The organism is Neorhizobium sp. T25_27 (assembly GCF_002968565.1).
Classification (GTDB): Bacteria; Pseudomonadota; Alphaproteobacteria; order Rhizobiales; family Rhizobiaceae; genus Neorhizobium; species Neorhizobium tomejilense.
Map to the genome: position 1 here is coordinate 1 of NZ_PVBJ01000023.1, position 24051 is coordinate 24051.

Here is a 24051-nt window from a genome sequence, read left to right on the forward strand (position 1 = left end):
GCTTCATGCTCCGTCACCATCCGAACGGCGCGGGCGCGGACTTCAGGAGAGAATTTGTTCGTCGTCTTGCTTGTCATAGACCCTACTTCTCACGAGTTGGGGTCTCCGGCCAAGCCGGGGCGGTTCAAACCTCTGTATAGCTGTGACCGCGACGAACATCTGCCTAACATCGCTCCACGACCAACGCAGATCGTCCCCAGCCCCGCGACCATGCTGATCGGCAAGACAGCGGAAGTTACGCTGTGGTCTCGCAGTTCCCGCATTTTGCGCTCTCCGCGGGCCGAACTCGGCAATTCAAGCGAAGTGGATATGAAGATGCCTGTCACATCCTACAAGAACTATCTCCGCGACCTCAAAACAATTCTGGACCGCATTCGCGATAGGCCATTTGATTACAGAAGCGCTCTGATCGAGATGGCAATTTACAAGAACGGCTTTGGCTATAAAGCTCGGGAAGCGCTTTGCCACGGACGGCTCGTTTCCGAATATCAAATGGGGCCACTTAACAGCAATAACTGGCAGCCCGACGACAAGAGACTGGGACGGGCCGAGATTGACGAATTCTTCTATCTCCCAGAGATCTATGCATATTCCGACCGAGCGCTAGCCGCGCAGAGAAGTCCCCTATCGATATCGCACTGGGATGCGGCTATTGGCTTATTCGAGGTGCTTGTGTGCGAACGCAGCGGGCCGCCTAAAAGACAGCGGATGTTGTTTGCAGGTTTTCACGACAGGATTCACGCCGAGTTCGTCCTCGCGGTTGATCATGACTTAATTGTGCACGATCACAATCCTGGCTCGCAACTTTTCGAGTGGCGTTCGGACGAGACCGATCAGCCAATCCCTCCAATACTGGAGCGATCCCCAACGCGTCCGATCAACGGCGCATGCATTCGCTGGCCGTTCAGAAACGGCAGGTCCTTCAATCCGGCTGGCTAGAAGAGCGAGAAGGGAAACCAATGTATAGTTCCATACTATAATACAAATTGTTAGCGTTAAGAGCTCCACCAATGGCGACTTACTTTGAAACCGTGGTCGGAGCGTATTTTCAATTGTTCGATCAGGAGACTCAAAATGAATATGTGCTCTATTGCCTCCACACGGAGGAATATCATGGCGGGGACGCTGACACTTACAGCGACAGCGGCGGCTATGAGTGTCACAACCGCCGCGGCCGCGGATAAGAAACCAGCGAGCAGTTCTTCTAACGCCACCGGCTACGCAACCGCCAAAGACGGCACGGTCATATTCTACAAGGACTGGGGTCCTAGGGATGGAAAGCCAATCGTGTTCCATCATGGATGGCCGCTGAGCAGTGATGATTGGGACAACCAGATGCTCTTCTTCCTTTCGAAGGGTTATCGGGTTGTTGCTCACGATCGCCGCGGCCACGGCCGGTCGAGCCAGGTCAGCGACGGGCATGACATGGACCACTACGCGTCGGACGTTGCTGCAGTAGTCGAACACCTCGATCTCCGGAGTGCTATTCACGTCGGACATTCGACGGGTGGCGGCGAAGCGACCCGCTACGCTGCCAAACATGGCAAGGGGCGGGTGGCCAAGCTCGTGCTAATCGGTGCGGTGCCTCCGATCATGGTCAAAACTGCGGAAAACCCCGGTGGACTGCCCATTGATGTCTTCGATGGCTTTCGTGCGGCTTTGGCAGCCAACAGATCCCAGTTCTATTACGATGTCGCCCGCGGGCCATTCTTCGGTTTTAATCGCGATGGCGTCGAAGCATCGGATGCGATGATCCAGAATTGGTGGCGGCAAGGGATGACCGGCGCGGCGAACGCTCATTATCTCGGAATCAAGGCCTTCTCGGAGACGGATTTCACGGAGGACTTGAAGTCGATTGATGTACCTACCCTGGTGCTGCATGGTGAAGACGATCAAGTCGTTCCGGTGGCGGACTCCGCGGTACTTTCTGCAAAGCTCCTGAAGAATGCGACCCTCAAGATCTACAAGGGCCTGCCTCACGGCATGGCGACAACCCATGCAGCTATGATCAATTCGGACATTCTCAGCTTCATCGAAAGCTAAATCTGCCTGGAGGATGCCCGGTTTGGGGCATCCTCCATTCGCGTTGAACTCCAGGCTTTTGGCCCTTTTTATTCATTTGCGACAATCAAAGGTCAATTTGACCCTTTGCACTATCGGTCTATGGGCTCCGACCGCATCGATCCCACGCGATATCCCCAGAACTTCACCCAGACCCGGTGTGCGGCAACTGCGGGATAGGTCGAACTGCTATAACTGCAATCTCCGCTCCCTCACCCTATGGTGGCTTGTTCGTGAGAAACGACAATCGAAACAACTACCCTGCCAAAGAATTCGTTGGTCGTGCGTCCCACCACCACCAAGATGCATGCAATAACTGGCCGGAGCGCATATTGACGTGTTGACACGGCGGATCGATTGACATGCCAACGACCTGACGCAAGATACTAGCCCTGAAACGGCAATCACAAAAAGAGAGATTGCAGTATCTGCAATCTCCCTCAGCAATCCCCTTAATGCTAGCCGACCTCTGTCGGCTGAAGAGCTAGAAATTCGTCCTATCGAGCAGGAGGCGGGGTAGCAGTCTTCACCCAATCCGAGAAGGCCGTCTTGCCTACCCGCACGCCTGCACCGGGCATAAGTGTCTTGTCATCGAGCAACGCACCGAAGTATTTCGCCTTGTCGTCAACGACGACCTCGTTCCGATCGCCAATCTGCCGCAGATACTTTTCAACCGCATCCGAGATTCGGATCGGTTCTGGACCGGCAATTTCCGCCACCCCGTTGATGGGAGGCCCCAACACCAGGTCAACGAGAGCATCGGCGACATCGTCCGAAGCGATCGGCTGCATCATAGCAGGAGAGAGGTGAACCTTACCGCCCTGAGTGCCGGATTGAGCGATGCCGAACATGAACTCAAAAAACTGCGTAGAGTGAACCAGCGTGTAAGGGATTTTTGCTTCCCTGATAAGCTTCTCCTGTGCCAGCTTTGCCCGAAAGTAGCCGCTGTCCTGGAGACGGTCCGTCCCGACGACTGAAAGCGCAACGTGATGCTTGATCCCTGCGGCAGTCTCGGCCGTCAACAGGTTACGGCCGGACTTCTGGAAAAACTCCATCACCGCTTTGTCTTCGAATGATGGCGAGTTGGCGACATCGACGACAACCTCTGCGCCTTTCAGTACCTCCGCCAGGCCTTCGCCCGTAATGGTATTCACGCCCGAGGCCGGCGAAGCGGCAATCACTTCTTGGCCCTTGACCTGGAGAAGCTTCACAAGTTTCGAACCGATCAGGCCGGTTCCACCGATAACAACGACTTTCATCTCTCGCTCCTTGTATATCTGGAATAGTATTGGAGAACTGCGCCGGCTGATGCTGATGCACCTCCGTTGATTAGTTCAAGCCAGCCTTATCGAGCCCGAGCATGGCATCCGAAGATCCAGGGACAGTTTTGAACCCGGCGTTAACACGGGTCCATGCGTTCGCCGCCATCACAACGAACGTCAGGTCGGAGATTTCCTTCTCGCTCAATTGCGTGCGCACGCGCTCATAGACATCGTCGGCAACACCCAACTCTGGCAGCTTGGTCAGCACCTCGGCCCAGGCAAGTGCCGCGCGCTCCCTAGGCGCAAAAAGCGTCGATTCACGCCAGGATGCAAGGTGATAGAGGCGCAGCTCGCGCTCACCATGAATCTTCGCCTGCTTGATATGCATGTCGATACAGAATGTGCAATTATTGAGCTGTGCGATGCGTACGTTGACCAGGTCACGAATGGATTCTTCGACCGCGTTCTCCTTGGTGGCCGCAACGAACTCCACGAATTTTTTCGTGATACCCGAGGACTCCTTCGCAAAATTAATACGCTGTGTCATTGTGTCATTCCTAATTGGGGTGAAAGGTGTCATCGACGTTTGACGAACCTTTCCAACCCTAAGCGAATATTGCTCTGGGCATAGATAAACGTAGGTTTGGGATGTTTGAGAGGTCGAGGTAGGTTCCAGGTTCCCCAGCCAATTCTCCTTAACGGCCCTTAAGTCGGCCTACCAGGACACTTGTGCCGTCACCGGACTCAAGTTGATCAACGGTGGAGGCGCTCGGAGGTCCAGGCCGCGCATATCCGCCCGGTGGCACATGGTGGACCGGACAGCGTCCGCAATGGTCTGGCGCTGTCGGGAGCAGCGCACGGGATGTTCGATCGCGGGCTGATTTCGGTCAATGACGATTACAGCCTGCTGATCGCCGACAGCGGTGTGCCCGACATCATCACAAAGGCTCATCAATCCGGAGCGGCGCCTGCTTGTCCCAGCACGCGCAGACGAGCGGCCGCATTCGCAGTTTCACCGCAAACATGTATTCAAGGGGTGATGGGCGGAAATTATTTCCGCTGATTATCTGTTGTTGCTAACCGAAATCTCTTTCAGCAGCAGCTCCTGAACTTACCAATGAAGCAAAGTTCCCAGTCTTCTTAATCGTTACGAAAATTTGGCGCGCCTAACAGGATTTGAACTTTTCTCCCGATGATCGTGCTCGTTGCGTTCTTCCGTGACCTTGCCGCCAAGTTTATTCAGTTTTGGGCTTCTGTATTCGGGGCGGTAGCGACGGGTTGGGGTGCGGAGCCATTTCGGTTGCGCACCACCGCATCTCGTCGCGGGTAGATGGGCCATCTTCATGGACTGCTCACTCTCGAATCAGCAAGCCAGAAGCTATCCGAAGGGCCCGCCGGTCAGATAATTTCGGGAGTTTCCGTGGCAGACCTACACAGGTCCTGTATCTCAGCGCCCATCATGGGGGTAAAGGAGGCACGGTCCAATTAGTCTTTCGGTAACTGCTCAACCTTGCGGACCAAATCGGCCAGCGATCGACTCTGCATTTTCCGCATGACGCTCATGCGGTGAATCTTGACTGTCATCTCGCTTATTCCGAGCTGATAGGCGACTTGCTTGTTCATCAACCCGCTAACCACGGCCAGCATGACTTCCCGCTCGCGCCGGGTCAAAGTTTCAGCCAGAAATCTAATACGATCGCTTTCTGCGTCGGTCTTTCGCCGTTCCCTATCTAGGTTGATCGCGTGGTCGATAGCCTGCAGCAGATCCTGGTTAGTGAATGGCTTGGTAATAAAGTCGGTTGCACCCGCTTTCATAGCTCTCACGCTCGTCGAGATATCCGCATATGCCGTTAAAAAGATTATAGGCAGCCGGCTGCCAAGGGAGGTGAGCTGCTTTTGCAGATCCAACCCGGTAACACCTGGCATTCTGAGATCAACGACGACGCATCCTGCGGCGCTCGTATCTGCCAGCTTCAAAAATTCCGACCCGCTGGAAAACGCTGAAGCGCGCTGTTTTGTGATCAAAAAGAGATCAAGCAGTGAATCGCGCAACTCCTCGTCGTCATCCACGACGTAAATGATGGGATCTGACGACGCTTCCGCTTTAACTTCGACGTGTTGCATGGTGTTGCCTCGGTCAAACTGCAGCAAATTCAAAACGCCCAGACCAAAGCTAGACGCTAGACGGCCTTGGATGTCGCGCATCGCGGGACAGCACAGCTGGAACCCGCAACAATAGCCCTACTCTCCTGTTGTGATCAGCTTACCATAGTTCGGGTTCGGAGAGACCATAAACCATGGTTTATGTATGCACCCGTAAACGGCGAGTTATCCTTATTTCTTTCAACTTCTCGAAAAAATAAGATTTAGATGGAGCAATACCCAACGCGCGTTGGCGCTTCCACGCTGAAACAGGCAGCAGTCAACCTAAAACTTGGTTTAGTCGAACAAAGTGGAGAATAGCCTACAGTTGCAACTACCAACACCGATGGAGAAATACGATGAAGGTGGTAGTTGTCGGCGCAAACGGCATGATGGGTTCGAAAATAGTTCGCAGACTGGAACGTCACGGAAAGGAAGTCATCGAAGCATCCAAAACAACGGGAGTGAACGTCTACACCGGCGAAGGGCTGGCAAGCGTTCTAAATGGAGCCGATGTGGTGGTTGATGTGACGAATTCGGGGGCTTTCGGTGAAGGGGATGCCTTGGAATTTTTCAAGCGGGCAGGAAGAAATCTGACTGCCGCGGCGAAGATGTCCGGTATAAGGCACTACATGGCGTTGTCAGTGTTGGGCGTCGAACATCTGGTCGAGAACGACTACTTCCGTGCAAAGCTCGTGCAGGAAAATCTGATCCGCGCGTCCGGTCTGGCCTATACCATCATCAGGTCTGCCCAGTTTTTCGAATTTTTCAACGGCATTATCAATGCGGCGTCGGTTGACGGTGTGCTCCGGCTCCCACCGGTGGTGCTTCAACCCATTTCCGCGGACGAAGCCGCAAATTGGATCGTCAAACTGACGGATGAGATGCCCCGCAACACGATGGTGGAAGTCAGCGGACCGGAGTCGGCAAAGCTTGTCGACCTGGCGCATGAGCTGCTTACTGCGACCGAAGACAATAGGGCCGTGACCTCCGACACGGACGCGCACTATTTCGGTGTAAGGCTTGCACCTGACAGCTTGCTGTCTGCCGGAAATGCTATAACCTCCAACATCACCTTCCATGAGTGGCTTTCCCGAACGATCTACGCTTGATAGTTGCCGATAGCTCGAAGCGAGGGACAAAGATTCGTCCCTCGCTTTTCAGTCAGATGTTGACCGACGCGGCCGAATTGGAACCAAGAACGTTTCGTCGCTGACCGCACGCCCACACCGTCGCTGCTATTCCGAAAATCGCCGGGAGGCTGACCGCCGGGAAATCGCGAACGATAACGGACGCCGAGCAAATCCCAACAGCGACCTCCCAGAGGTGAAACGCACCGTGCGCAATGAGCCAAAGCGTCGCGACCGCCCAGAGTTCAATTCGCCTATCCTCTCGGTATATGCCGACAGCGAAGGCAACGGCGACAAACCCCTGAATTATTCCAATATCGCGGATGAAGTGCTGATTGAAAAACCCCGTGTCAGTGACACCGGGGACGAAGTGGTACCATCCTGCCGGATCGTAGAGCATGTGTATCGAGAGCCAGCCTGCCAACACCACATTGAACCAAACCATCCCCAGCACAAGATATTTGATCGTTTTCATTTCAATCTCCGACGTCTGAGTTGCGGGGAGGCTAGCACCGCGCGTTCGCCAGCACCTCCCAAACGAAGGTTTAGTGGTGTGCGCTAGCGGTTCCCAGAGCTGCTCAATTCTGCCGGAGAACCCGGAGCAGCGAACGGGGGGCAGGAAATCTAATCGCTTGCTACGCCGGAGCATCCGAGATCAAAGGCGTTACTTCGGCATTAGCTTACCGCTCTCTTGATGCAAGATATGAGGTCGCGGCTATCGAGAGGCTTTGAAAGAAATGCCATTGCTCCGGCGGAAAATGCGATGGTTTGCATTCTCGTGTCCCCGTAGGACGTCATTATCAATACTGGCGGACAGCCTACTTTCGTCCGCAGAATGCGAAGCATGTCGATACCCGACATGCCGGTCATCTTGACATCTGCCAATATGCAGTCGGCCGGAATAGATTCAAACTTCGAAAGGAAATCCTCGGCAGAAGCGTATAGGTGGGTTACGAACCCTTCTGCTTCCAGCAAGTCTTGCAGCGACTCCCTTAGATGTTTATCGTCATCAACGACAGCAACTATTGCTTTTTTTCTTGCTGACATGCGCGTTACCGAACTCTCTTCGGGAAAAGATTAGCCGCCCCAACCAGCATTCATGTATTTTCATATGAAAAATATTCAACATGCTTAAAAAGCAGATCAGCTTTCTTGACCAACTCCGCAAGTGACTTTACGCGCATCTTCCTCATCATTCTGCTGCGATGAAGCTTTATCATCATTTCACTCACAGATAGTTCGTGAGCGATTTGCTTGCTCAAGTATCCCTTGACTACATAGGCCATGACTTCCTTTTCGCGTGGTGTAAGCGTTTTCGCATGGGCCACCGTGCCGCCGATTTCGGCGGCCTGCGCTCGCCGTTCCGCATTTCGCCGGACGGCTTTATCCGTCGCCAGAATGATTTCGTCCTGATCCAGCGGCTTCAACAGAAAGTCACTGGCCCCTCTTTTCATTGCCTGCACGGATAAAGGGACAGTCGCTCTACCTGTCATGAAAACTATCGGCAGCATGCTCTTGACGGTCGTGATGTGTCGTTGGATTGCGAGGCCATCGATTCCGGGCATATGGATGTCTAAAAGAATGCATCCCGCCCTGCCGAGATTCGCCCGCGCGAGAAAGTCGTCGCCGCTTTCAAAGCATATAGCTGACATTTCCATGGAATCGAAAAGATCCATGAGGGACGTACGGATTGCAGAATCGTCATCTACGATGCAGATCGCAGGACGATCAAGTTCATGCCGTAGATCACCTTCAGGCTGCATGTCTCGCTCCCGGTCGTATCATAACGCGAGCGATCACGACCGGTTTCAATCATAACATGGCGTCGTCGCGCCCATACCTATACGAAGGTTTTAGGAGGTGAGAATAGGGCAACACTTCCCTTACAGGAGATACGGCGCTGTCAGCAACCCTGCTGGAATTGCTGACAGCGTGCATATCATTTTATAACTTTTGCTGCTTCTTCAATCAGTTTCGCGACCTCGCCGGGATGAGAGATCATCACGACGTGGGAGCTACCTTTGATTGCAACCGTTCCCTTCGACTTTGCGCGCTCTGCCATCCATTGCAGCGTAAACGGCGGAATATTCTTGTCTGCATCACCATAAACGAACCATGAAGGGATGTTCTTCCAGCCGGCATTGCGCGTGGGTTCTGCCAACGCTGCATCTGTTATCGGCCGTTGTGCAACCGCCATCAATTTGGCAGCAGCCAGGGGCACATCAGCAGCGAATTGCTCGGGAAACTTGCTCTGCTCTATGTAGAGGTCTTTTGTACCGTCCCCCAGTACGACTGGCGGTGCCAGCGTTGGGGCAAGTGTACTTCCCGGATTTTTACCAGAAAGCGTTGCAGCCGACTCGCCAGGATCAGGCGCAAATGCGGCAACGAAGACAAGAGCTTTCACATTGCCGGCACCTGCTGCCGCTTCACTGATAACCGACCCACCGTAAGAATGCCCAACCAGCACAACAGGTACCTTCAAGCCCTCCAGTACGCGCCCGACGTATTCCGCATCAGACTTCACGCCTCGAAGAGGGTTGGCGACCGCCATGACGGCGTAACCGTCTTTTTCCAAACGCGACACAACTGGGTTCCAGCTGGAAGAATCCGCGAATGCCCCATGAACAAGGACTATCGTGGGCTTTGCTGTTTCGGCAGAGACGGGCTGGAGCGAAACTGCATACAACGTTGCAGATGCTGCAAACTTCATGAGTTTACGCATAGGACATCCTTCTGAGATTTTGAAATAAACGGCTGTCTTCATTACCTGGATATTACCGCCCCAGGAAAAGCAGGCACGGTCTCACCAAGAGATCGCAGTCCAATTTCGGCTACTGAGGTAATGTGAACAACCCAAACATTGGTTTGCCTACCTGCCGAAATAACCGCATTTTCTGCTCGAGCCGCGCCTTGGAGCCTGCCTGCTCTTCCACCCGCAATAGCTCAGATCGGCCGGCGCCTCTATCGTGCCGGCCGATCTTCGAGAGCACGTCAGACCAACGACATCCCACCGTCGACGTGCAATTCCACGCCATTCACGAAGTCGTTCGACGCAAGGAGCAGTGCAGCCTGCGCGAGCTCCTCTGGCCGACCATATCGCCCCGTAGGGATGGTGTTCGCCATATGCTCATCGAGTGCAGGCCGATCGGCCTCGCTGATGCCCAGCTTTCCAAGGATTTCTGTTTCCACGGGGCCGGGGCTCAAGATATTTACTCGAATACGCCTTTGCTTGAATTCAATGGCCCAGTTGCGCGCAAAAGCGGCGATCGCGGCCTTGGAGCCCGCGTATAGGGTATGCTGTGGAAGAACCTTCGTCGCGGCAAGGGAACTCGTAACGATGATATTGCCCCCGTCATTGATCAAAGGCGCGATGGCCTGAACACCGAAGAACACGCCGCGGCTATTCACTGCGAAGTGCTGATCATACTCCTGCGGGCTTACTTTATCAGAATCCGTCAGATTGATAATTCCGGCGTTCGCCATATAGATATCGACGGCTCCGAAGCGGCTTCGGACGTCTTCCGCCAGACGGCTATGAAATTCGACGTCGGCGACGTCTCCACAGAATCCGCTTGCGCCAGTGCCTATTTCCTTCACGGCGGCGTCAAGGACATCTTGCCGTCTTCCGGTAATGATGACGTTCGCACCCTCTTGCACAAAAAGCCGGGCGGTTGCCTTGCCAATCCCACTGTTACCGCCTGTAATGATGGCGACTTTGCCTTTTAAAGCACTCATTTTTCAAACTCCGTTTCGATACGGAGGAGGTAATTGCCCATCGGCACGCATATTAGCTGTCTTCAAGGAACAACATGTATTCTTTGGAGTGTGTAATCGTGATGCGTACATTTCTCCGAGAACAACCTTTGTGCGCGCTGGCAGGCTAATCGGCAGAATGGCGCAAGCTTACGTATGGCGCGGGATATTGCGTCTATGCACGCACCCCCCGAAAAACGTGAAGCACAAAGGCGCGAGAACAATGACCGGACATTCATCATTGAACCCTAAGGGATTGCAATCACCGTCGAGACGGGCTCTGCTCGGTGGCGCTGCTGCTATCGGCGCGGCGCTCCTGACAGACAGCGTAGCCGCTCGCGGTGGCTTTCAGGAAGCCACGCTTCCGAAGGCGTCCGTTGACCTGACACCCTTCGAAGTAAGCATCCCCCAGGCAGCGATAGATGATCTTACAAACAGACTGACCAACATTCGCTGGCCGGACAAGGAGCCTGTCGAAGGCCACGAACAGGGTCTCCCCTTAGAGGACGCGAAGGCCTTGGTTGATTATTGGGTCAATTATTACGACTGGCGTAAGTTCGAAAAGCGCATCAACAAGTATCCGCAGTTCCGAACGGAAATAGATGGCCTAGGCATCCATTTCATCCATGTTCGGTCGAAGCACGAAAACGCTTTGCCTATTATTATGACGCATGGTTGGCCGGGATCTGTCGTTGAGTTCCTCGGTTCCATCGATCGGCTTACCAATCCGACCGGCTACGGCGGTCAGGCAAAAGATGCGTTCCACGTTGTTATCCCCTCCATTCCCGGTTACGGCTTCTCCGATCGACCTATTGGTCTGGGCTGGAACGCAGAGCGCACGGCCGACGCCTGGGGCGTGCTGATGGATCGTCTTGGCTATCACCGATGGGTAGCGCAGGGAGGCGACTGGGGATCGCTGGTCACGCATCGATTGGCGCAGCGCAAGCCCAAAGGACTGGTCGCGGCCCATGTCAATCTCCCGCTGGTATTTGACGCAGAAGATGCAAACACCCCCGAAGCACAGCAGGCGATTGAGGCGATGGCTTTCCTTGCCGGTCCGGGCGGCGGATACGCGCACCAACAGGGCACGCGGCCCCAGACGCTCGCCTACGGCCTAGCAGATTCTCCCGTCGGGCAGGCGATGTGGATCCTGGAAAAGATTCAAGCATGGTCGGACAACAACGGAAATTTCGAAGAAGCCCTGCCGGTCGATGCCGTGCTCGACAACATTTCACTTTATTGGTTCACCAACACAGCCGGGTCATCTGCACGTTTTTACTGGGAGGTTTTCCAGACGGGCTTCGGCAACTATTCCGCGGGTCCGATCGATCTCCCAATGGCGGCATCAATCTTCGCGCACGAATTTTTCAAGGCACCTCGCCCTTGGGTGGAGCGTGCATGGTCCAACCTATTCTACTGGAACACCGTCGAGCATGGAGGTCATTTCGCTGCTTGGGAGCAGCCTGAGCTCTTCTCTGCTGAACTCGCAAAGGCTTTTTCGAAGATGAGGTGACTTCAAGAGAGCGTTATTGGCTGGCTGACGACAACTCAGCCAGCCAAGCAGTCACATTTGTCTATCCGACAACGCTGATATGCATTTGGGGAGAGCTTCAGCCTATTTTCTCAAGCCTCCACAAATTTCACCGCATGGACCGGTACAGCCCCCACAAGAGTTATTCGCCAATCCTAGAGCTCGCGCCAAGCGATCCCCATAATCATGATCAGCGCGGCGGCAATTAGCGACGTGCCGTGATCGCACCTCCTCCGAGACCCCTTCCATCGATCTTGCTGTATTGCAAATGAGGACTGCCTTCTGCTCCTCGGTCATCAATCGATACAGAATACCGGGTTGTTCGAAGTGATCTTCGTCGACACGGTGATCGAAGCGACCAGCAGGGCCGTTCAAACTCAGCATCGGCTCCCTGAAATTGGCCTGCTCCTCCCACGCGCTGGCGGAATTCGGTACGTAGCTTTTGGCGGCGCCGTAGTTTCCGTCGATCCTCATGGCGCCGTCACGATGGTACGAGTGAACTGGACAGCGAGGCGCATTTACCGGGATCTGGTGATGGTTGACGCCAAGACGATATCGCGCAGCGTCACCGTAGGAAAACAGCCGCGCCTGCAGCATCCTGTCTGGTGAAAATCCAATTCCCGGAACGATATTGGCCGGAGAAAACGAAGCCTGCTCAACTTCTGCGAAGAAATTCTCCGGATTACGGTTAAGTTCCAACTCTCCTGCTTCAATCAGCGGATATTCGGCATGAGGCCATACCTTTGTCACATCAAACGGATTGTGCTTGTGAGACACCGCCGCTGCCTCAGACATCACCTGTATGTACATCTTCCACTTCGGGTATTCACCACGCTCAATATTGTCGAACAGATCCCGCTGATGGCTCTCTCGATCTCGACCAATGAGACCCGCCGCCTCGCCGTCCGTAAGATTTGATATACCCTGCTGGCTCTTCAGGGTGAATTTAATCCAATGCCGCTCGCTTGCAGTGTTGATCATGCTGTAGGTGTGGCTTCCAAAGCCATGCATATGACGGAACGAGCGCGGGATTCCACGATCCGACATGACTATCGTAACCTGATGGAGGGCCTCGGGAAGCAACGTCCAGAAGTCCCAGTTGTTTTCTGCGCTGCGCATACCTGTTCGTGGATCACGTTTGACGGCATGATTGAGATCGGGAAAACGCAGAGGGTCGCGGAAGAAGAAGACAGGCGTGTTGTTTCCAACCAGATCCCAGTTCCCCTGCTCAGTGTAGAACTTGATCGCGAACCCCCTGATGTCGCGCTCCGCGTCGGCTGCTCCCCGCTCTCCAGCGACCGTCGAGAAGCGAATAAAGATCGGCGTTTCCTTGCCGATCTCAGCAAAGATCGCGGCCTTCGAGTATTTACGGATGTCGGCAGTGACTTTGAATGTGCCATACCCACCAGCACCCTTGGCGTGCATTCGTCGCTCGGGGATCACTTCACGATCAAGATGGGCAAGCTTCTCAATAAGCCAAATATCCTGCAGAAGCGCAGGACCTCTTGGACCCGCCGTCTCGATATTGAAGTTGTCAGGTACGGGTGCCCCTGCGGCAGTCGTCAGCTTCTGCTTTGTCATGGTCTCCACCTGTAGATTTTACCGGATCACTAGGCCATTGGTCGCTAGCCGCAGATAGCTATACTGTTGTTCTAATCTCACTTATCTCCGCTCGGTCTTGGCGGCATTTTTTTAAATGATTGCAACTGTAACAGACCTCTCGAAAACACGTTCAAGGCAAGCTTCAAGCAAGGCCTCCACCTCACCCTCGCCCGCATCACCGCAACCAGCAAGGGAAATCACCGTCATGAAAATCGGAGCCGACAACTCGCTCTACACTCTGATCGCTCAAACCCGCCGGAATACTTCGTCTGTTGCCGATGAGAAGGTGGGTGTGCGGCAACCCAGCGCTTCTCAGGCTCCGGCCGTCCGCAGCGACCAGGACCTCATTTCGGAATTCCATACTCGCATGTCGAAGCAAGCGCTCGACTGGGCCGACACCGACAAGGATGGCAAGGTCACGAAAGCCGAGTTCATGGATGGGCAGGCCCGCCTCGCCGAGTTGAATGGTGAACCCCACGACACCGCCTACAGCGAAAGCAAATGGGCGAAGCTTGATGCGAGGGGCAAGGGTTGGATTTCCGAGGAAGAGCTCCATAATGGTTTGGAAAAGATCTTTCCGGTTCAAGTCGGCCATTTGGATTCTGGTTACGCCGAGCGCCTCCGCACCCGCAGGTCGTAAAGGCATCCCCATCGCAGCTATCGCGGGATGCACCCGCGATAGCGACCGAACAAGCCGCCGCAATTCCTGTGCAGACGGTGGCGATTACCTGCCCGCACTGGTGCGAAAGCGTGGTGTACTGCAGGTCTAGGTGGACCCGCAGTACACCACGCTAGGCAAACCGGAAATCAGCTGCTGGCAACGAAAACGTGAACCTCGAACCTACCGGACCGCTTTTCTCGGCCCAAAGTTGACCTCCATGGGCCTCGACAATGGAGCGCGATATTGCGAGCCCCATTCCCATGCCCTTCTCCTTTGTGGTGAAGAAGGGCTCGAATATCCGATCGGGAAACTCCACGCCCGATCCACGATCGCTCACCTCGGTGAAGACCTCGTTGCCAATACGGAAAACCCTTATTTTCAGCAAGCGTTCGAACGAAACATCGGACATTGCGTCCAGCCCATTTCGAACTAAGTTCATCAAAACCTGCTGGATTTGTATACGGTCGAAAGGCTGAAGTTGTAGGCGACTTTCAACTTCAATTTCCAACATCGTATGATACCGCGAAGCTTCGGCGGCGATGAAATCGCGGACTTCAGCTATCACGCCATCCAGTGTGGTTGCATCCCGGACATCGAGTGATTGCTGGAAGAGCGCGCGAATTCGCCTGACGACGTCTGCCGCGGTGTTTGCGCTCTGAATGACGCGCTCCGCTGACTTTGTGGCCCGGAAGAGATTGGGCGGATCCGCCTGGAGCCACCGAAGGCAAGCGTTTGTCGAGTTGAGGACAGCAGACAGCGGCTGGTTTACCTCGTGCGCGATAGACGCTGATAACTCGGCCAAGCTGGCAGCCTGACTTGCGCGTGCCAACGCTTCCTGGGCCAATCTTAAACTCTCTTCGGCTTTGACCTCTCCGTCGATATCAAGGCAAATCACATTCCATTGAATAATTTTGCCGTCTCCATCCCTCATCGGTTTGGCTCGCGTCTCCACCCAACGATACTCTCCATCGAAGCGGCGGAGGCGATGTCGGCGCGCATATGGTTCGCCAGTACGGAGCGAAATTGCGTACTGCTCCTTCACGCCTCCCACGTCATCCGGATGAACACCTGCATCAAGCGTGCCGTTTAACCTGGACTTTCCAAGTCCGTCGAGATCTTCAAGACCGTACCCGAGAAACTCCCTAAGTTGCTGGCTGCGAAAGATCGGCTCACCGTCTGGGGCTGCACAGTCGATCATTGCGGGCAATGTCTCTACAAGCTGCCAGACCGCACGCTCCCGCTCCATTAAAGCGTCTTCCGCCTTCTTTTGATCTTCGATGTCGTAAAGAACACCGTACCATTGCTTGATCTCACCCCTTTCACCTCGGAATGGCTCGGAACGCCCTTCGAACCATCGGTATACCCCATCAGACCGACGCATGCGGTATCTCATCGTGAACGTTTCGCCTGTCTTCCGGCAATGCGAAAACCGCTCACGAACCGGGGCAAGATCATCTGGATGAACGAGGTTCTCATAGGCAATGTTTTGCCGTGCCCGTCCGTGCGGGTCGCTCTCTTCGATCTCAAGCCCCACGAAGTCACGCAGCCGCTGGTTGATACCGATCGGCTCACCTTGTGGGTTCGAACACCAGATATTCGCGGGAAGGGCATCAACAAGTCGGCGTAACTGGCTTTCGCTTTGGTGCAGCAAATGTAGTGCCTGAACCTCATCATCAACATCAGTAGAGGCTATTAGCCACTCAACAATGTTTCCCGACTGATCTCTAATTGGCTCTCCCCGAAAATCTATCCAGCGGTATATCTGATCTGCGCGTTGTAACCGGCACCTCATCGAATACCGTTCGCCTTTTGCAGAAGACTTCACCGTCTCCTTGAAACGGGCCACGTCGTGGGGGTGCACCAGGGTTTCAAGAATTGTGGCAAGCCGCGAATGTCCTTGCTTATTGAGATCCGTTAAATTCGACAGACCACAAAAGTCCAGGAGACGCCGATTTAAATACGTGATCTCTCCATCCCGGCTAACACGGCTGATATGGAACGGCAGGAGTTCGACCAGTTCCGCGAGTTCGCTCAGCTCACGGTCGCGCTCCTTCAATTGCCGCTTGGCCTGCAGAAGCTGCGCAAAGATCATGACGGCGAAAGCCACGATAGCGGCTAAGGAGACGGATAGCACTCCGAGCATCATTTGAAACGGTTCCTCATCGCAAGTTCCGTCGTGTGGAGCGCGACAATGGCCCCTCAAAATTTGTGGAGTGTCCCGCGTTGTCGGGCGCACACGCCACCTCGTCATCTCGAGCACTTACAAACTCTGCCAAACGGATGGCAGGACGAAGAATCGGTCTCTGCGAGAACAACTTGCACTGCCACGTCATCGCTGTCGTGACCGCGGCTACTTTTTCCGTTGCAGCTTTCATCATCATCACGTCGCAGCCACGGGGATACGACCAACACCCCGACGAGCTTTCCGGCCGCCGCATCTGCAGAGGCCGAGTTGAGTTGTGCGGAATTCGCGATGACCACGGAAGCCAAACCGCCTCTCAAATCAAGACGCGTGGATTTGGACGCTGCGTCCGAGATTCATGCCTTTTGGGGATCAGTACCAGCAACTAGCTTTTACTGAAGCATGCCACGTGTCCTTAGGAGCATCAGCAATGAAAAAGACTTGGATGGTAACAGGGTGTGCGGGTGGTCTTGGCCGCGCACTGGCGGAATTAGTGTTGGCGCGAGGTGATCGCGTCTTGGCCACATCCCGCGATATATCTCGCTTGCAGGAGCTCAAGCAACGGTTCGGGGACCGCGTAGAGCTCTTTGAACTTGACGTCACGTCGCCTGCTGCATGCCAGGCTGCAATCGAAAAGGCTGTCACGGTTTTCGGGCGACTAGACGTTCTCGTCAACAACACGGGTTATGCGCGGGTAGGCCCTTTCGAACAAGCAGCTGCAAACGACTTCAATGCCGAAATTGACACAAACTTTTTCGGAGTGGTGAACACTACACGAGCTGCTCTGCCGTTGTTGCGGAAGCAACGATCCGGCTACGTGATCAACATATCATCGTCTGCCGGCAGAATTGCCGCTGCCGGCACGGTGGCCTACTGCGCAGCGAAATTTGCCGTCAGCGGGTTTTCTGAGGCCTTGGCAAAGGAAGTTGGAGCTTTTGGTGTCAAAGTCATCTCGATCGAACCTGGAAGCCTTCGTACAAACTGGACTTCCGCAGCCCTTGCCACAACCCCGCATCTCGAACCGGACTACGAGCCCGTACTCGGTGCCAATGTTCAGTTCGGAAAGACGATCGTGGGGCGTGAGCCAGGCGATCCAAGGAAGTGCGCGGCGGTTATCTTCGACCTTTCGCGTAAGGATGAATTGCCACATCATCTAATTCTTGGATCGGACGCGGTGAAACGCATCGAGGCTGGTGATCGCGATAGATCGATAGACGCCGAGAAATGGCGCGTTGTGAGCGAGTCCACCGATTTCCAAGATTGAATGAGCCGGCCCCTTCGTTTGCCGATGCACACGCAGCGCCTATTTCACCTGACCAAAAAGAAGGGCCGTCTTCGGCGGGAAAACGGCCCTTTCAAAGCGGATATGGTATCCGCGACCCTCGGCGGCGGGGAGACCGAGGATTCTATCAAGCCAATATCGCAGGGAGGGGGAGGGCGATACCGACAACCAGACACTACGATATCCACGGCCTGCCGAGTATTATACGTTGGTTTGCCTCGATAAAACTGACGGGCGGTGTGCGCCCTCCCCTTCTCATCTTCACGGATCGGGCGTCGTAAATTCGACTTCCGCGGCGTCGACCGCAAAGATTGCCAGGATCTCGGCAGATTATGTGTTGCTGGCATTCTCGCTGACGGCGTGATGAGCCCCGCCAGTTCAACCCAATTTTCCCCGGCCTTTAAAATCCTTAAATCGCCGTTGTTCCACTTTCCAGCTCTTTCGGCTGCCAAGAAAGCGTGTCAATCGGCATCCAAAATTTTGGACGCCGATTGACACGAAAGTGTAAGCATAGGGGCGGCCAGGCTCGCCTTTATTCTTCTGAGCATAACTTCGTTTCAATGGAGAACCGCTTGCGACGGTCTGCCGAGGATACGCAGGAGCTTGAGGTAATTGGAGATATGTGATGGTTTGCTGACACAACGCATCACGGCTTGACCTGCAACGAAAGGAACCGGCCACACACGCTGCCGGCTCTAATGCCATGCCATAGAAGGATACCAATCACATGGGTGCAGGAAGAAATTCGATCAGTGCTTTTGTAACGGCCGCAGGCTGTTCCTTGGGGATCCAATGGCCAGAGCCCTCCAAGACCACAGCGCGTACGTTCTGTGCGACGTGGCGGATGTGATTGCCATACTCTGCTCCCATGCCCCCAACGCCACTCATCGCAAGAACCGGCATCTGCAGCTTCTCGATCGAAAACAATCTGTTGGCTTCAACGTCTTTGGGGAAGGCACGATAGTATTCAAAGCCGGCCCGGAGCGCCCCTGGCTGAGCATATGAGCGTCCGTAAACTTCGTCGGCTTCGTTATCGAAGGCGCGCGAGTTAACGCCCTCGGCATTGTGGAACCATTTCAGATATTCGAGTTCGCGGCCTGCGATAAGCATTTCCGGAACGTCACGGACAGAGTGGAAGCGAAAATGCCATGTCCGAGGACCTTGAATCAAATCGTCCCAAGGCTCAATACCGGGGAGAGGAACATCCAAAATCGCAAGTGTCTCGACGTCATTGGGGTGTTGAGCGGCATAGGCATAGACGACCATGCCGCCCATGTCATGACCGACAAGGTTCACTAACGGACCGAGGCCCAGATTGCTCACCAGCTTTCGAACGTCCTCGGCTATCGAAGCTTTATCATAGCCAGCCGGAGGTTTGGCGGTGTCACCCAGACCACGAAGGTCCGGCGCGAGAACCGTATACCCTTGGTTCACTAATTGCGGCATTACCTGACGCCACATATATGACGTGGTACCCCAGCCATTCAGCAACACTACTGTTTGCGGCCCACCCTGCGCCAAAAGGTAGTGATAAGCGACCCCGTCAACGTCGGACTTGCCATCGATGATCGTGTCCTTTGCTGCCGACACTGCCGGTATACCCCGCCAGCGCTCCAATTATAACGGCGACTAAAACGTAAAAGCGCATTGCAAGCTCCAGATATGCGAAAAATCAGGCTTACAGAGCCCAAGATCGTCACCCAAATCTATAAAACGATGGTTTGCGTAGCACCGCGGCCCTTTCACGCTAAGAGCGAAACGCGACGGTAACTTGTCCGAACGACAGCCAAGCTCGGACACCAACTACATCCGGCTCACTTCCACTATCGCGTCTGCGAATTCCGAGGGAGCCTCTTGAGGGAGATTATGGCCAACACCCCGAATGACATGATGAACACGCCTGCCCGAGAAGCGTGAAGCTGTTGCTGTCCCATCCGTTGCTGCGACAACGCCGTCTGAATCACCGTCAAGCGTGACTGTTGGCACTCTAATTTGAGGTTGAGCGGCCAACGCCAACTCCAATGCGGCGTATTCAGGATAACCCGCCGCGCCACCCAGTCGGTGACGATAGGAGTGGACAACGACATCGACGTAATCGGGGTTCTCAAAAGAGGTTGTGCTACGAGCAAATGTTGCGTCATCGAAAGCCCAGGTCGGCGAATTATCTCGCCACATGATGCGGGCGATATCCGCACGGTGTCGTTCAAGACCACGCCGACCGCGTTCGGTCTGAAGATAAAACTGGTACCAGAACCCTCGCTCGACGTTCGCAGGTGCAGGCTCACTCGACCGTGCGATATCCTGAATCAGGTAACTGTTCACAGAAACAAGACCTTTGCAGCGCTCAGGCCAAAGGGCTGCAGCGACACACGCAGCCCGACCGCCCCAATCATACCCCGCGAAGATGGCCTGATCGATTTCGAGCGCATCCATTAGATCAACGAGATCCTTGCCAATAGCGGCTTGCTGGCCGGACCTCGACGTGGAGGGGTCTAGGAAAGTCGTCGTCCCGTGTCCGCGAAGATGTGGGATGACTACATGAAAACCCCTTTGGACAAGAAGTGGCGCCACTTCAAGGTAGCTGTGTATGTCGTAGGGGAAACCGTGAAGTAAGAACACCGTCGGCGCATCGGTGGAGCCGGACTCATAAAACCCGATATTCAGGACGCCGGCATCTATCTGCCTCAGAACTCCGGGCCACATCTTTTCACCTGATTTCTCGGTGGCGACGACTTCAAATGGACTGGCAACCGCGGCCACCGCAACAAGGCCGCCCAACACTAACGATCGACGATTCATCAGATCCGCATCCCCGACACTCGAAAATGCAGCCAACGCATGGAGTTCTGTGTTCATCATTCTGAGGCTCCGTATCCACCATGTCCGCGCCCGGCAGCACACGTTTTCGTGTGAAGGCAACCATGGACAATATCGGCTTCTGTAATACGCAAAATGGCTAGCTCTCGAATGGAGCATTCATTACGAGATCGACGGACGATGGTTCGGCATATCCACCGACATACCGCCTGCCGAAGTCACGCAGGAAGTTGTCATAGGAAGTCTCGGGGGCGGCCTCGACCATATGGCAAAAGCAGTTCGTCATCTTCGCCTTCATGCCGAGCCTAGGATAGGCATCTGTGATCGCTTTTCTCGTGGCCACCGGCATCCGATCATATTGAAATCCAACGACGTCTAGACAGATACCGGCAGTACAAAGAGCAACTTCGGGTTCTTTGTACAGTCCGATCGAGGGCGTCGAATTGAGTGCGACGCTGTCCCAGATAAGCTGGGCACGACTACTACTGATACCTGCGCTCAGCGCAAACGAGCGAGCGATATCAGCTCCTTCGACTTCGAAGCGACGGGGACCCCGGAACGAGTTATTTAAGGTGACGTCGTGAAGTAACGTTCCAAGCGCGATGACTTCGCTATCGTGCTCGATATTTTGAATGGATGCGAGACTGATAGCAAACAACCAGGATCGAACAACGTGATTCAATAAATATGGCTCGTAGATGCTTCGAGAATACCTTAGCGCTTCCCTTACTATTTCCGTGTCTGGAACAGCCACACCGGCCAATATTCTACCTTGATACGCCATGAAGTCCTCCAAGATCCGCAATTGTCTGCCGTTTATCTAGAGGAATTTATATTGTAGAAGCGCCACCTCCGACAGTATACTTAGTGCGTACTCGTTCAAGCCGCGACGTGACGTCCACGGTCGGTAGAGCGGCGCTTTGACACTGCCTATGGGCGTATACGGGCAATCCCCCGAAACACTGTTTTCTAATTCGCAAAGACAGCCGGCTTTTGGGCTATGGCACGCTAATTTCCAACCAATTTTTAGGAAACCGGCCCTTCCTTCTACAAGGTATCTCTCAATGGTATGAGCAAGATCAATCTGACATGCTTTATCCGTCAACACTGACGTTGCGGTCGGGAATAGAAGGCAAACTACAGTATAGTTTCTCGCGGTGAAAAATCGGCTCACATTGGGATCCGGTACCTCCGGGATAGCTACGGTCCCCGGATTTTCAGCCTTACGGAGACCCAAATTCGCCTGATTTACACTAGCTCGAAAAATCTCAGCAATTCGAATGGGGTCTCGGTCTACCATCCGCTTTAAGCGAAACGGGTCCCAACAAAGCTTTGGTGCTTACCCAAAGATATCGCTCGCAATCCATCATGTTGATTGAGATCGCCCAAAATCCCCTGCCCTTGACCTGGCAGCCTCGCGTTCAACTCCGTCCCATCAGGTGGCGGTAGATGCATATCGAATTTCGATCACAACCCGGCTGATCATGGGAGAGCCCTGCATGCCGAAAAAAATCTTGCCACAACGTACTCCAGAGCCGCTTGTTCCAGCTTCTGTGTACCTGGTTACGATACTGCTGATCTCTGTGCTGCTTTCCGCATCAATCCTCGTTGCCATGACGAGAGATCAACATCGCCCTGCAGTCTATTTTGCGCGCGATATTCTTCAACCTGTCCAATAAAGCACGAAGCGATCAACTTTGAATCTTCTCCTGCCCGTAATTTCCAAAAGACAAGGAGCAGGCACCAGAATCCGAGTTCGCAATTCACACAGAAATAAGTTTGTTGCAGGCAATGAGGCTCATTGCCCATTCATCATGCGACGCGAGGCAACCTGAAATTTAATGGAGATGATGTGATGCGTATTATTATCGCGGTGATGATAGCCTCTATCCTCAGCATAGTTGCCGTGAAATACGCAGACCACTCGATCGGGGCGTCTCTATTTCTGAGCGACCACGGCGCTCCCTAGCGGTCAATTCGTAGGAAAATCGACCGCTCGTCGTCCCCTTGCTGCGACGCGAGGCAACCAGAGCTCAGCCCGACGTCATCTTGTGTGGAGGCTCAGACCTAGCGGGTGAGCCCGTCGCTATCCCTAAGATCACCGAACCTTCGGACGAGTCCGATCAAGCAGATGCCATCGTCAAATCGCAAACAACGTTTGCCACTTCATGACGTTGGCTCCGATAGTGCGATATGTCCTCGCGCTAATCATCTTGTCATCGAACTGCATGAAATGAACTCTGTCGGACGGGTCACACGGTGGGTTACAGCCGCGGTGATCCCACCGAGGGACACTGCGAAGCGAACGAAGGCGAGGCTCAGAGGGTTCAGAGGTCGGACCCGCGTGACATCCCGGCGGCGGCGGCAAGCGGTGGGGCGGTTCAAGGGGTCCGTGAATCTTGTGAGGCAATGCGAAACCTCGGTCGGTCCTTCGAACGCAACTCACAGCTTCGACGAGGAGCAGGGGAGGCGAAGTCGGCGGAGCAACCTTAATGGAGGGTGGGGTCCGTTTCCTGCCGGATAGTCGCAGCAAAAACGCCCTCTCGAAATCAATCGAGAGGGCCATTGATGGCAGAAGTTTCGGGATCATTTCGGGCGGCTTACGCCTTGATAATAGTCTCCTTGGTCGACAAATTTCGGCCAGTTGTTGTCGCGTCCTCCTCCGTTGCGGGGGAAGCCATGCTGGCTCTTGTGAACGGTGATGCTTGAAGTGGTCCGGGGGTCGATCGATGCGCCTCCGCGTCTGGTCACTCCCTCATAGTAATCCCCTTCATCTGCCATGGCTTGGCCGAACAGAGACATTGAAACGATGATCGTAGCGGATATGCTAAGGAGGTACTTGATCATGTCAGATTCCTTTCTCTAGGTTTCTTGAACCGGCTCGCCCGGCGAGAGAAAGGTACTTCAGGGCCTGGGTCTCGACATGCCATACGGTAGTATGATCTTGCTACGACCTGAGTTCGTAGGAGCGGGAGACGGGGGTAGTGATCAGTTAAATCCCGTCGACGTCGACCCGAGATGAAGGCCGATCTGAGTTCGGCCGCCCTGCATCTGCCAGCAGTTCTTCATCGGCTTACCCAGCCTGCCGTTAGCGGGTTGATCGGCGACCGCGTGAAGGGACGGCTGATTCCGACCCCTGAGGCCGAAACCTTCTACCGCGACGAGGAACCGAGCTTCCGAGGTCTTGACAGGCTTCGGTCTACGGCGGCGCGTATTCGAGACTTCGGTTCCGGACACATCCGCGTCGCCAGCCTCGCTGCGGCCGGCTCGATCATCGTACCGCGAGCTGTCCGCAAGTTCAGGGAGGAATTCTCTTCCGCCCGCGGACGATGGCCAGCAGCCGGGTTTCGCGATGGCGATCGACGGGGATGGTTTTCAGGCCGAGATTGATGGCGGTGAGATGTGCTGATCTTGCCCACCTGGACCGACAAGCAGCTTCCGGCACAGAACCGGTAGACCATATCGCTCGACAACAAAAAACTCCCGGAGCGATTGCTTCGGGAGTTTTTGGAATTTGGTTGCGGGGGCAGGATTTGAACCTGCGGCCTTCAGGTTATGAGCCTGACGAGCTACCGGGCTGCTCCACCCCGCGTTAAGCGTAAATCCCTGCGGGATTTATCGCGGTGCG

General features: G+C 54.5%; 21 protein-coding genes, 1 tRNA gene and 1 pseudogene. 8 read left to right on the forward strand and 15 right to left on the reverse strand.

All coding sequences use genetic code 11. The annotated features are described in order from the left end of the window. Window positions 1–939 (forward strand): annotated as a pseudogene (locus tag C5J24_RS32160) (hypothetical protein); the annotation flags it as partial. A gap of 174 nt (window positions 940–1113) precedes the next feature. Then, a complete protein-coding gene (locus C5J24_RS30965) occupies window positions 1114–2043 on the forward strand; it encodes an alpha/beta fold hydrolase (protein WP_371674860.1) in 930 nt (309 codons plus the stop codon). A gap of 515 nt (window positions 2044–2558) precedes the next feature. Here C5J24_RS30965 and C5J24_RS30970 read toward each other — a convergent pair. Then, window positions 2559–3320: an SDR family oxidoreductase gene (locus C5J24_RS30970; RefSeq protein ID WP_105423537.1), complete on the reverse strand. Its 762-nt coding sequence runs from the start codon at window positions 3318–3320 to the stop codon at window positions 2559–2561. Between the two features lie 70 nt (window positions 3321–3390). Further along, a complete protein-coding gene (locus C5J24_RS30975) occupies window positions 3391–3870 on the reverse strand; it encodes a carboxymuconolactone decarboxylase family protein (RefSeq protein WP_105423566.1) in 480 nt (159 codons plus the stop codon). Window positions 3871–4185: 315 nt separating this feature from the next. Between C5J24_RS30975 and C5J24_RS32535 the strand changes: the two genes are divergently transcribed. After that, window positions 4186–4386 carry a hypothetical protein gene (locus C5J24_RS32535; protein ID WP_245446884.1) on the forward strand — a complete coding sequence of 67 codons (201 nt, stop codon included), beginning with the start codon at window positions 4186–4188 and terminating at the stop codon, window positions 4384–4386. A gap of 422 nt (window positions 4387–4808) precedes the next feature. On the opposite strand, the gene C5J24_RS30985 is transcribed toward C5J24_RS32535, so the two are convergent. Continuing rightward, the gene (locus tag C5J24_RS30985; RefSeq protein ID WP_105423568.1) at window positions 4809–5447 is read right to left on the reverse strand and encodes a response regulator transcription factor; all 639 of its coding nucleotides are present in this window, start codon (window positions 5445–5447) and stop codon (window positions 4809–4811) included. Between the two features lie 377 nt (window positions 5448–5824). On the opposite strand from C5J24_RS30985, the gene C5J24_RS30990 reads away from it, so the two are divergent. Further along, window positions 5825–6577: an SDR family oxidoreductase gene (locus C5J24_RS30990; protein ID WP_105423539.1), complete on the forward strand. Its 753-nt coding sequence runs from the start codon at window positions 5825–5827 to the stop codon at window positions 6575–6577. Window positions 6578–6629: 52 nt separating this feature from the next. Here C5J24_RS30990 and C5J24_RS30995 read toward each other — a convergent pair whose 3' ends face one another. From C5J24_RS30995 to C5J24_RS31015, 5 genes are all read right to left on the reverse strand, one after another. Continuing rightward, the gene (locus C5J24_RS30995) at window positions 6630–7070 is read right to left on the reverse strand and encodes a hypothetical protein (protein WP_105423541.1); all 441 of its coding nucleotides are present in this window, start codon (window positions 7068–7070) and stop codon (window positions 6630–6632) included. Between the two features lie 200 nt (window positions 7071–7270). Further along, window positions 7271–7642 (reverse strand): response regulator transcription factor, encoded by a 372-nt coding sequence (locus C5J24_RS31000; RefSeq protein WP_105423543.1) that lies wholly within the window; start codon window positions 7640–7642, stop codon window positions 7271–7273. Window positions 7643–7692: 50 nt separating this feature from the next. Beyond that, window positions 7693–8358, reverse strand: a complete 666-nt coding sequence (locus C5J24_RS31005) for a response regulator transcription factor (RefSeq protein WP_105423545.1) — start codon at window positions 8356–8358, stop codon at window positions 7693–7695. 176 nt (window positions 8359–8534) lie between these two features. Further along, entirely contained in the window at window positions 8535–9305 is a 771-nt protein-coding gene (locus C5J24_RS31010; RefSeq protein ID WP_371674861.1) for an alpha/beta fold hydrolase, read from the reverse strand. Between the two features lie 281 nt (window positions 9306–9586). Further along, complete coding sequence (locus C5J24_RS31015; RefSeq protein ID WP_105423550.1) at window positions 9587–10330, reverse strand: SDR family NAD(P)-dependent oxidoreductase; 744 nt, start codon at window positions 10328–10330, stop codon at window positions 9587–9589. A gap of 241 nt (window positions 10331–10571) precedes the next feature. On the opposite strand from C5J24_RS31015, the gene C5J24_RS31020 reads away from it, so the two are divergent. Then, on the forward strand, window positions 10572–11861 hold the full coding sequence (locus C5J24_RS31020; protein WP_105423552.1) for an epoxide hydrolase family protein: 1290 nt from the start codon (window positions 10572–10574) through the stop codon (window positions 11859–11861). A gap of 102 nt (window positions 11862–11963) precedes the next feature. Here C5J24_RS31020 and C5J24_RS31025 read toward each other — a convergent pair whose 3' ends face one another. After that, the gene (locus C5J24_RS31025) at window positions 11964–13460 is read right to left on the reverse strand and encodes a catalase (RefSeq protein ID WP_105423554.1); all 1497 of its coding nucleotides are present in this window, start codon (window positions 13458–13460) and stop codon (window positions 11964–11966) included. Window positions 13461–13686: 226 nt separating this feature from the next. Between C5J24_RS31025 and C5J24_RS31030 the strand changes: the two genes are divergently transcribed. Beyond that, complete coding sequence (locus tag C5J24_RS31030) at window positions 13687–14121, forward strand: EF-hand domain-containing protein (RefSeq protein ID WP_105423556.1); 435 nt, start codon at window positions 13687–13689, stop codon at window positions 14119–14121. Window positions 14122–14272: 151 nt separating this feature from the next. Here the strand turns inward: C5J24_RS31030 and C5J24_RS31035 are convergent, their stop codons facing one another. Beyond that, a complete protein-coding gene (locus tag C5J24_RS31035; RefSeq protein WP_245446877.1) occupies window positions 14273–16288 on the reverse strand; it encodes a PAS domain-containing protein in 2016 nt (671 codons plus the stop codon). 466 nt (window positions 16289–16754) lie between these two features. Between C5J24_RS31035 and C5J24_RS31040 the strand changes: the two genes are divergently transcribed. Then, entirely contained in the window at window positions 16755–17588 is an 834-nt protein-coding gene (locus tag C5J24_RS31040; RefSeq protein ID WP_105423558.1) for an SDR family NAD(P)-dependent oxidoreductase, read from the forward strand. Window positions 17589–18329: 741 nt separating this feature from the next. Here C5J24_RS31040 and C5J24_RS31045 read toward each other — a convergent pair. From C5J24_RS31045 to C5J24_RS31055, 3 genes are all read right to left on the reverse strand, one after another. Further along, complete coding sequence (locus C5J24_RS31045; RefSeq protein ID WP_245446879.1) at window positions 18330–19196, reverse strand: alpha/beta fold hydrolase; 867 nt, start codon at window positions 19194–19196, stop codon at window positions 18330–18332. Window positions 19197–19409: 213 nt separating this feature from the next. Then, window positions 19410–20462 carry an alpha/beta fold hydrolase gene (locus C5J24_RS31050; protein ID WP_245446882.1) on the reverse strand — a complete coding sequence of 351 codons (1053 nt, stop codon included), beginning with the start codon at window positions 20460–20462 and terminating at the stop codon, window positions 19410–19412. Between the two features lie 100 nt (window positions 20463–20562). After that, window positions 20563–21207: a hypothetical protein gene (locus C5J24_RS31055; protein WP_105423562.1), complete on the reverse strand. Its 645-nt coding sequence runs from the start codon at window positions 21205–21207 to the stop codon at window positions 20563–20565. A gap of 715 nt (window positions 21208–21922) precedes the next feature. Here C5J24_RS31055 and C5J24_RS32165 point away from each other — a divergent pair. Continuing rightward, window positions 21923–22102: a hypothetical protein gene (locus C5J24_RS32165; protein ID WP_172724201.1), complete on the forward strand. Its 180-nt coding sequence runs from the start codon at window positions 21923–21925 to the stop codon at window positions 22100–22102. Between the two features lie 907 nt (window positions 22103–23009). Here the strand turns inward: C5J24_RS32165 and C5J24_RS31060 are convergent. Then, window positions 23010–23270, reverse strand: coding sequence for a hypothetical protein (locus tag C5J24_RS31060; protein ID WP_105423564.1), 261 nt, complete (start codon window positions 23268–23270; stop codon window positions 23010–23012). Between the two features lie 668 nt (window positions 23271–23938). Continuing rightward, window positions 23939–24015: transfer RNA gene (locus C5J24_RS31070), tRNA-Met, on the reverse strand. Between the last annotated feature and the right edge of the window lie 36 nt (window positions 24016–24051).

Excerpts from the sequence above, each read along its gene's own strand:
- C5J24_RS30985 (WP_105423568.1), bottom strand. The coding sequence starts at position 5,447 with ATGCAACACGTCGAAGTTAAAGCGGAAGCGTCGTCAGATCCCATCATT.
- C5J24_RS31040 (WP_105423558.1), top strand. The coding sequence starts at position 16,755 with ATGAAAAAGACTTGGATGGTAACAGGGTGTGCGGGTGGTCTTGGCCGC.
- C5J24_RS32535 (WP_245446884.1), top strand. The coding sequence starts at position 4,186 with ATGTTCGATCGCGGGCTGATTTCGGTCAATGACGATTACAGCCTGCTG.
- C5J24_RS30990 (WP_105423539.1), top strand. The coding sequence starts at position 5,825 with ATGAAGGTGGTAGTTGTCGGCGCAAACGGCATGATGGGTTCGAAAATA.
- C5J24_RS32165 (WP_172724201.1), top strand. The coding sequence starts at position 21,923 with ATGCCGAAAAAAATCTTGCCACAACGTACTCCAGAGCCGCTTGTTCCA.
- C5J24_RS31055 (WP_105423562.1), bottom strand. The coding sequence starts at position 21,207 with ATGGCGTATCAAGGTAGAATATTGGCCGGTGTGGCTGTTCCAGACACG.
- C5J24_RS31010 (WP_371674861.1), bottom strand. The coding sequence starts at position 9,305 with ATGAAGTTTGCAGCATCTGCAACGTTGTATGCAGTTTCGCTCCAGCCC.
- C5J24_RS31020 (WP_105423552.1), top strand. The coding sequence starts at position 10,572 with ATGACCGGACATTCATCATTGAACCCTAAGGGATTGCAATCACCGTCG.
- C5J24_RS31015 (WP_105423550.1), bottom strand. The coding sequence starts at position 10,330 with ATGAGTGCTTTAAAAGGCAAAGTCGCCATCATTACAGGCGGTAACAGT.
- C5J24_RS30975 (WP_105423566.1), bottom strand. The coding sequence starts at position 3,870 with ATGACACAGCGTATTAATTTTGCGAAGGAGTCCTCGGGTATCACGAAA.
- C5J24_RS30995 (WP_105423541.1), bottom strand. The coding sequence starts at position 7,070 with ATGAAAACGATCAAATATCTTGTGCTGGGGATGGTTTGGTTCAATGTG.
- C5J24_RS31060 (WP_105423564.1), bottom strand. The coding sequence starts at position 23,270 with ATGATCAAGTACCTCCTTAGCATATCCGCTACGATCATCGTTTCAATG.
- C5J24_RS31005 (WP_105423545.1), bottom strand. The coding sequence starts at position 8,358 with ATGCAGCCTGAAGGTGATCTACGGCATGAACTTGATCGTCCTGCGATC.
- C5J24_RS31050 (WP_245446882.1), bottom strand. The coding sequence starts at position 20,462 with ATGAACACAGAACTCCATGCGTTGGCTGCATTTTCGAGTGTCGGGGAT.
- C5J24_RS30965 (WP_371674860.1), top strand. The coding sequence starts at position 1,114 with ATGGCGGGGACGCTGACACTTACAGCGACAGCGGCGGCTATGAGTGTC.
- C5J24_RS31025 (WP_105423554.1), bottom strand. The coding sequence starts at position 13,460 with ATGACAAAGCAGAAGCTGACGACTGCCGCAGGGGCACCCGTACCTGAC.
- C5J24_RS31000 (WP_105423543.1), bottom strand. The coding sequence starts at position 7,642 with ATGTCAGCAAGAAAAAAAGCAATAGTTGCTGTCGTTGATGACGATAAA.
- C5J24_RS31035 (WP_245446877.1), bottom strand. The coding sequence starts at position 16,288 with ATGATGCTCGGAGTGCTATCCGTCTCCTTAGCCGCTATCGTGGCTTTC.
- C5J24_RS30970 (WP_105423537.1), bottom strand. The coding sequence starts at position 3,320 with ATGAAAGTCGTTGTTATCGGTGGAACCGGCCTGATCGGTTCGAAACTT.
- C5J24_RS31030 (WP_105423556.1), top strand. The coding sequence starts at position 13,687 with ATGAAAATCGGAGCCGACAACTCGCTCTACACTCTGATCGCTCAAACC.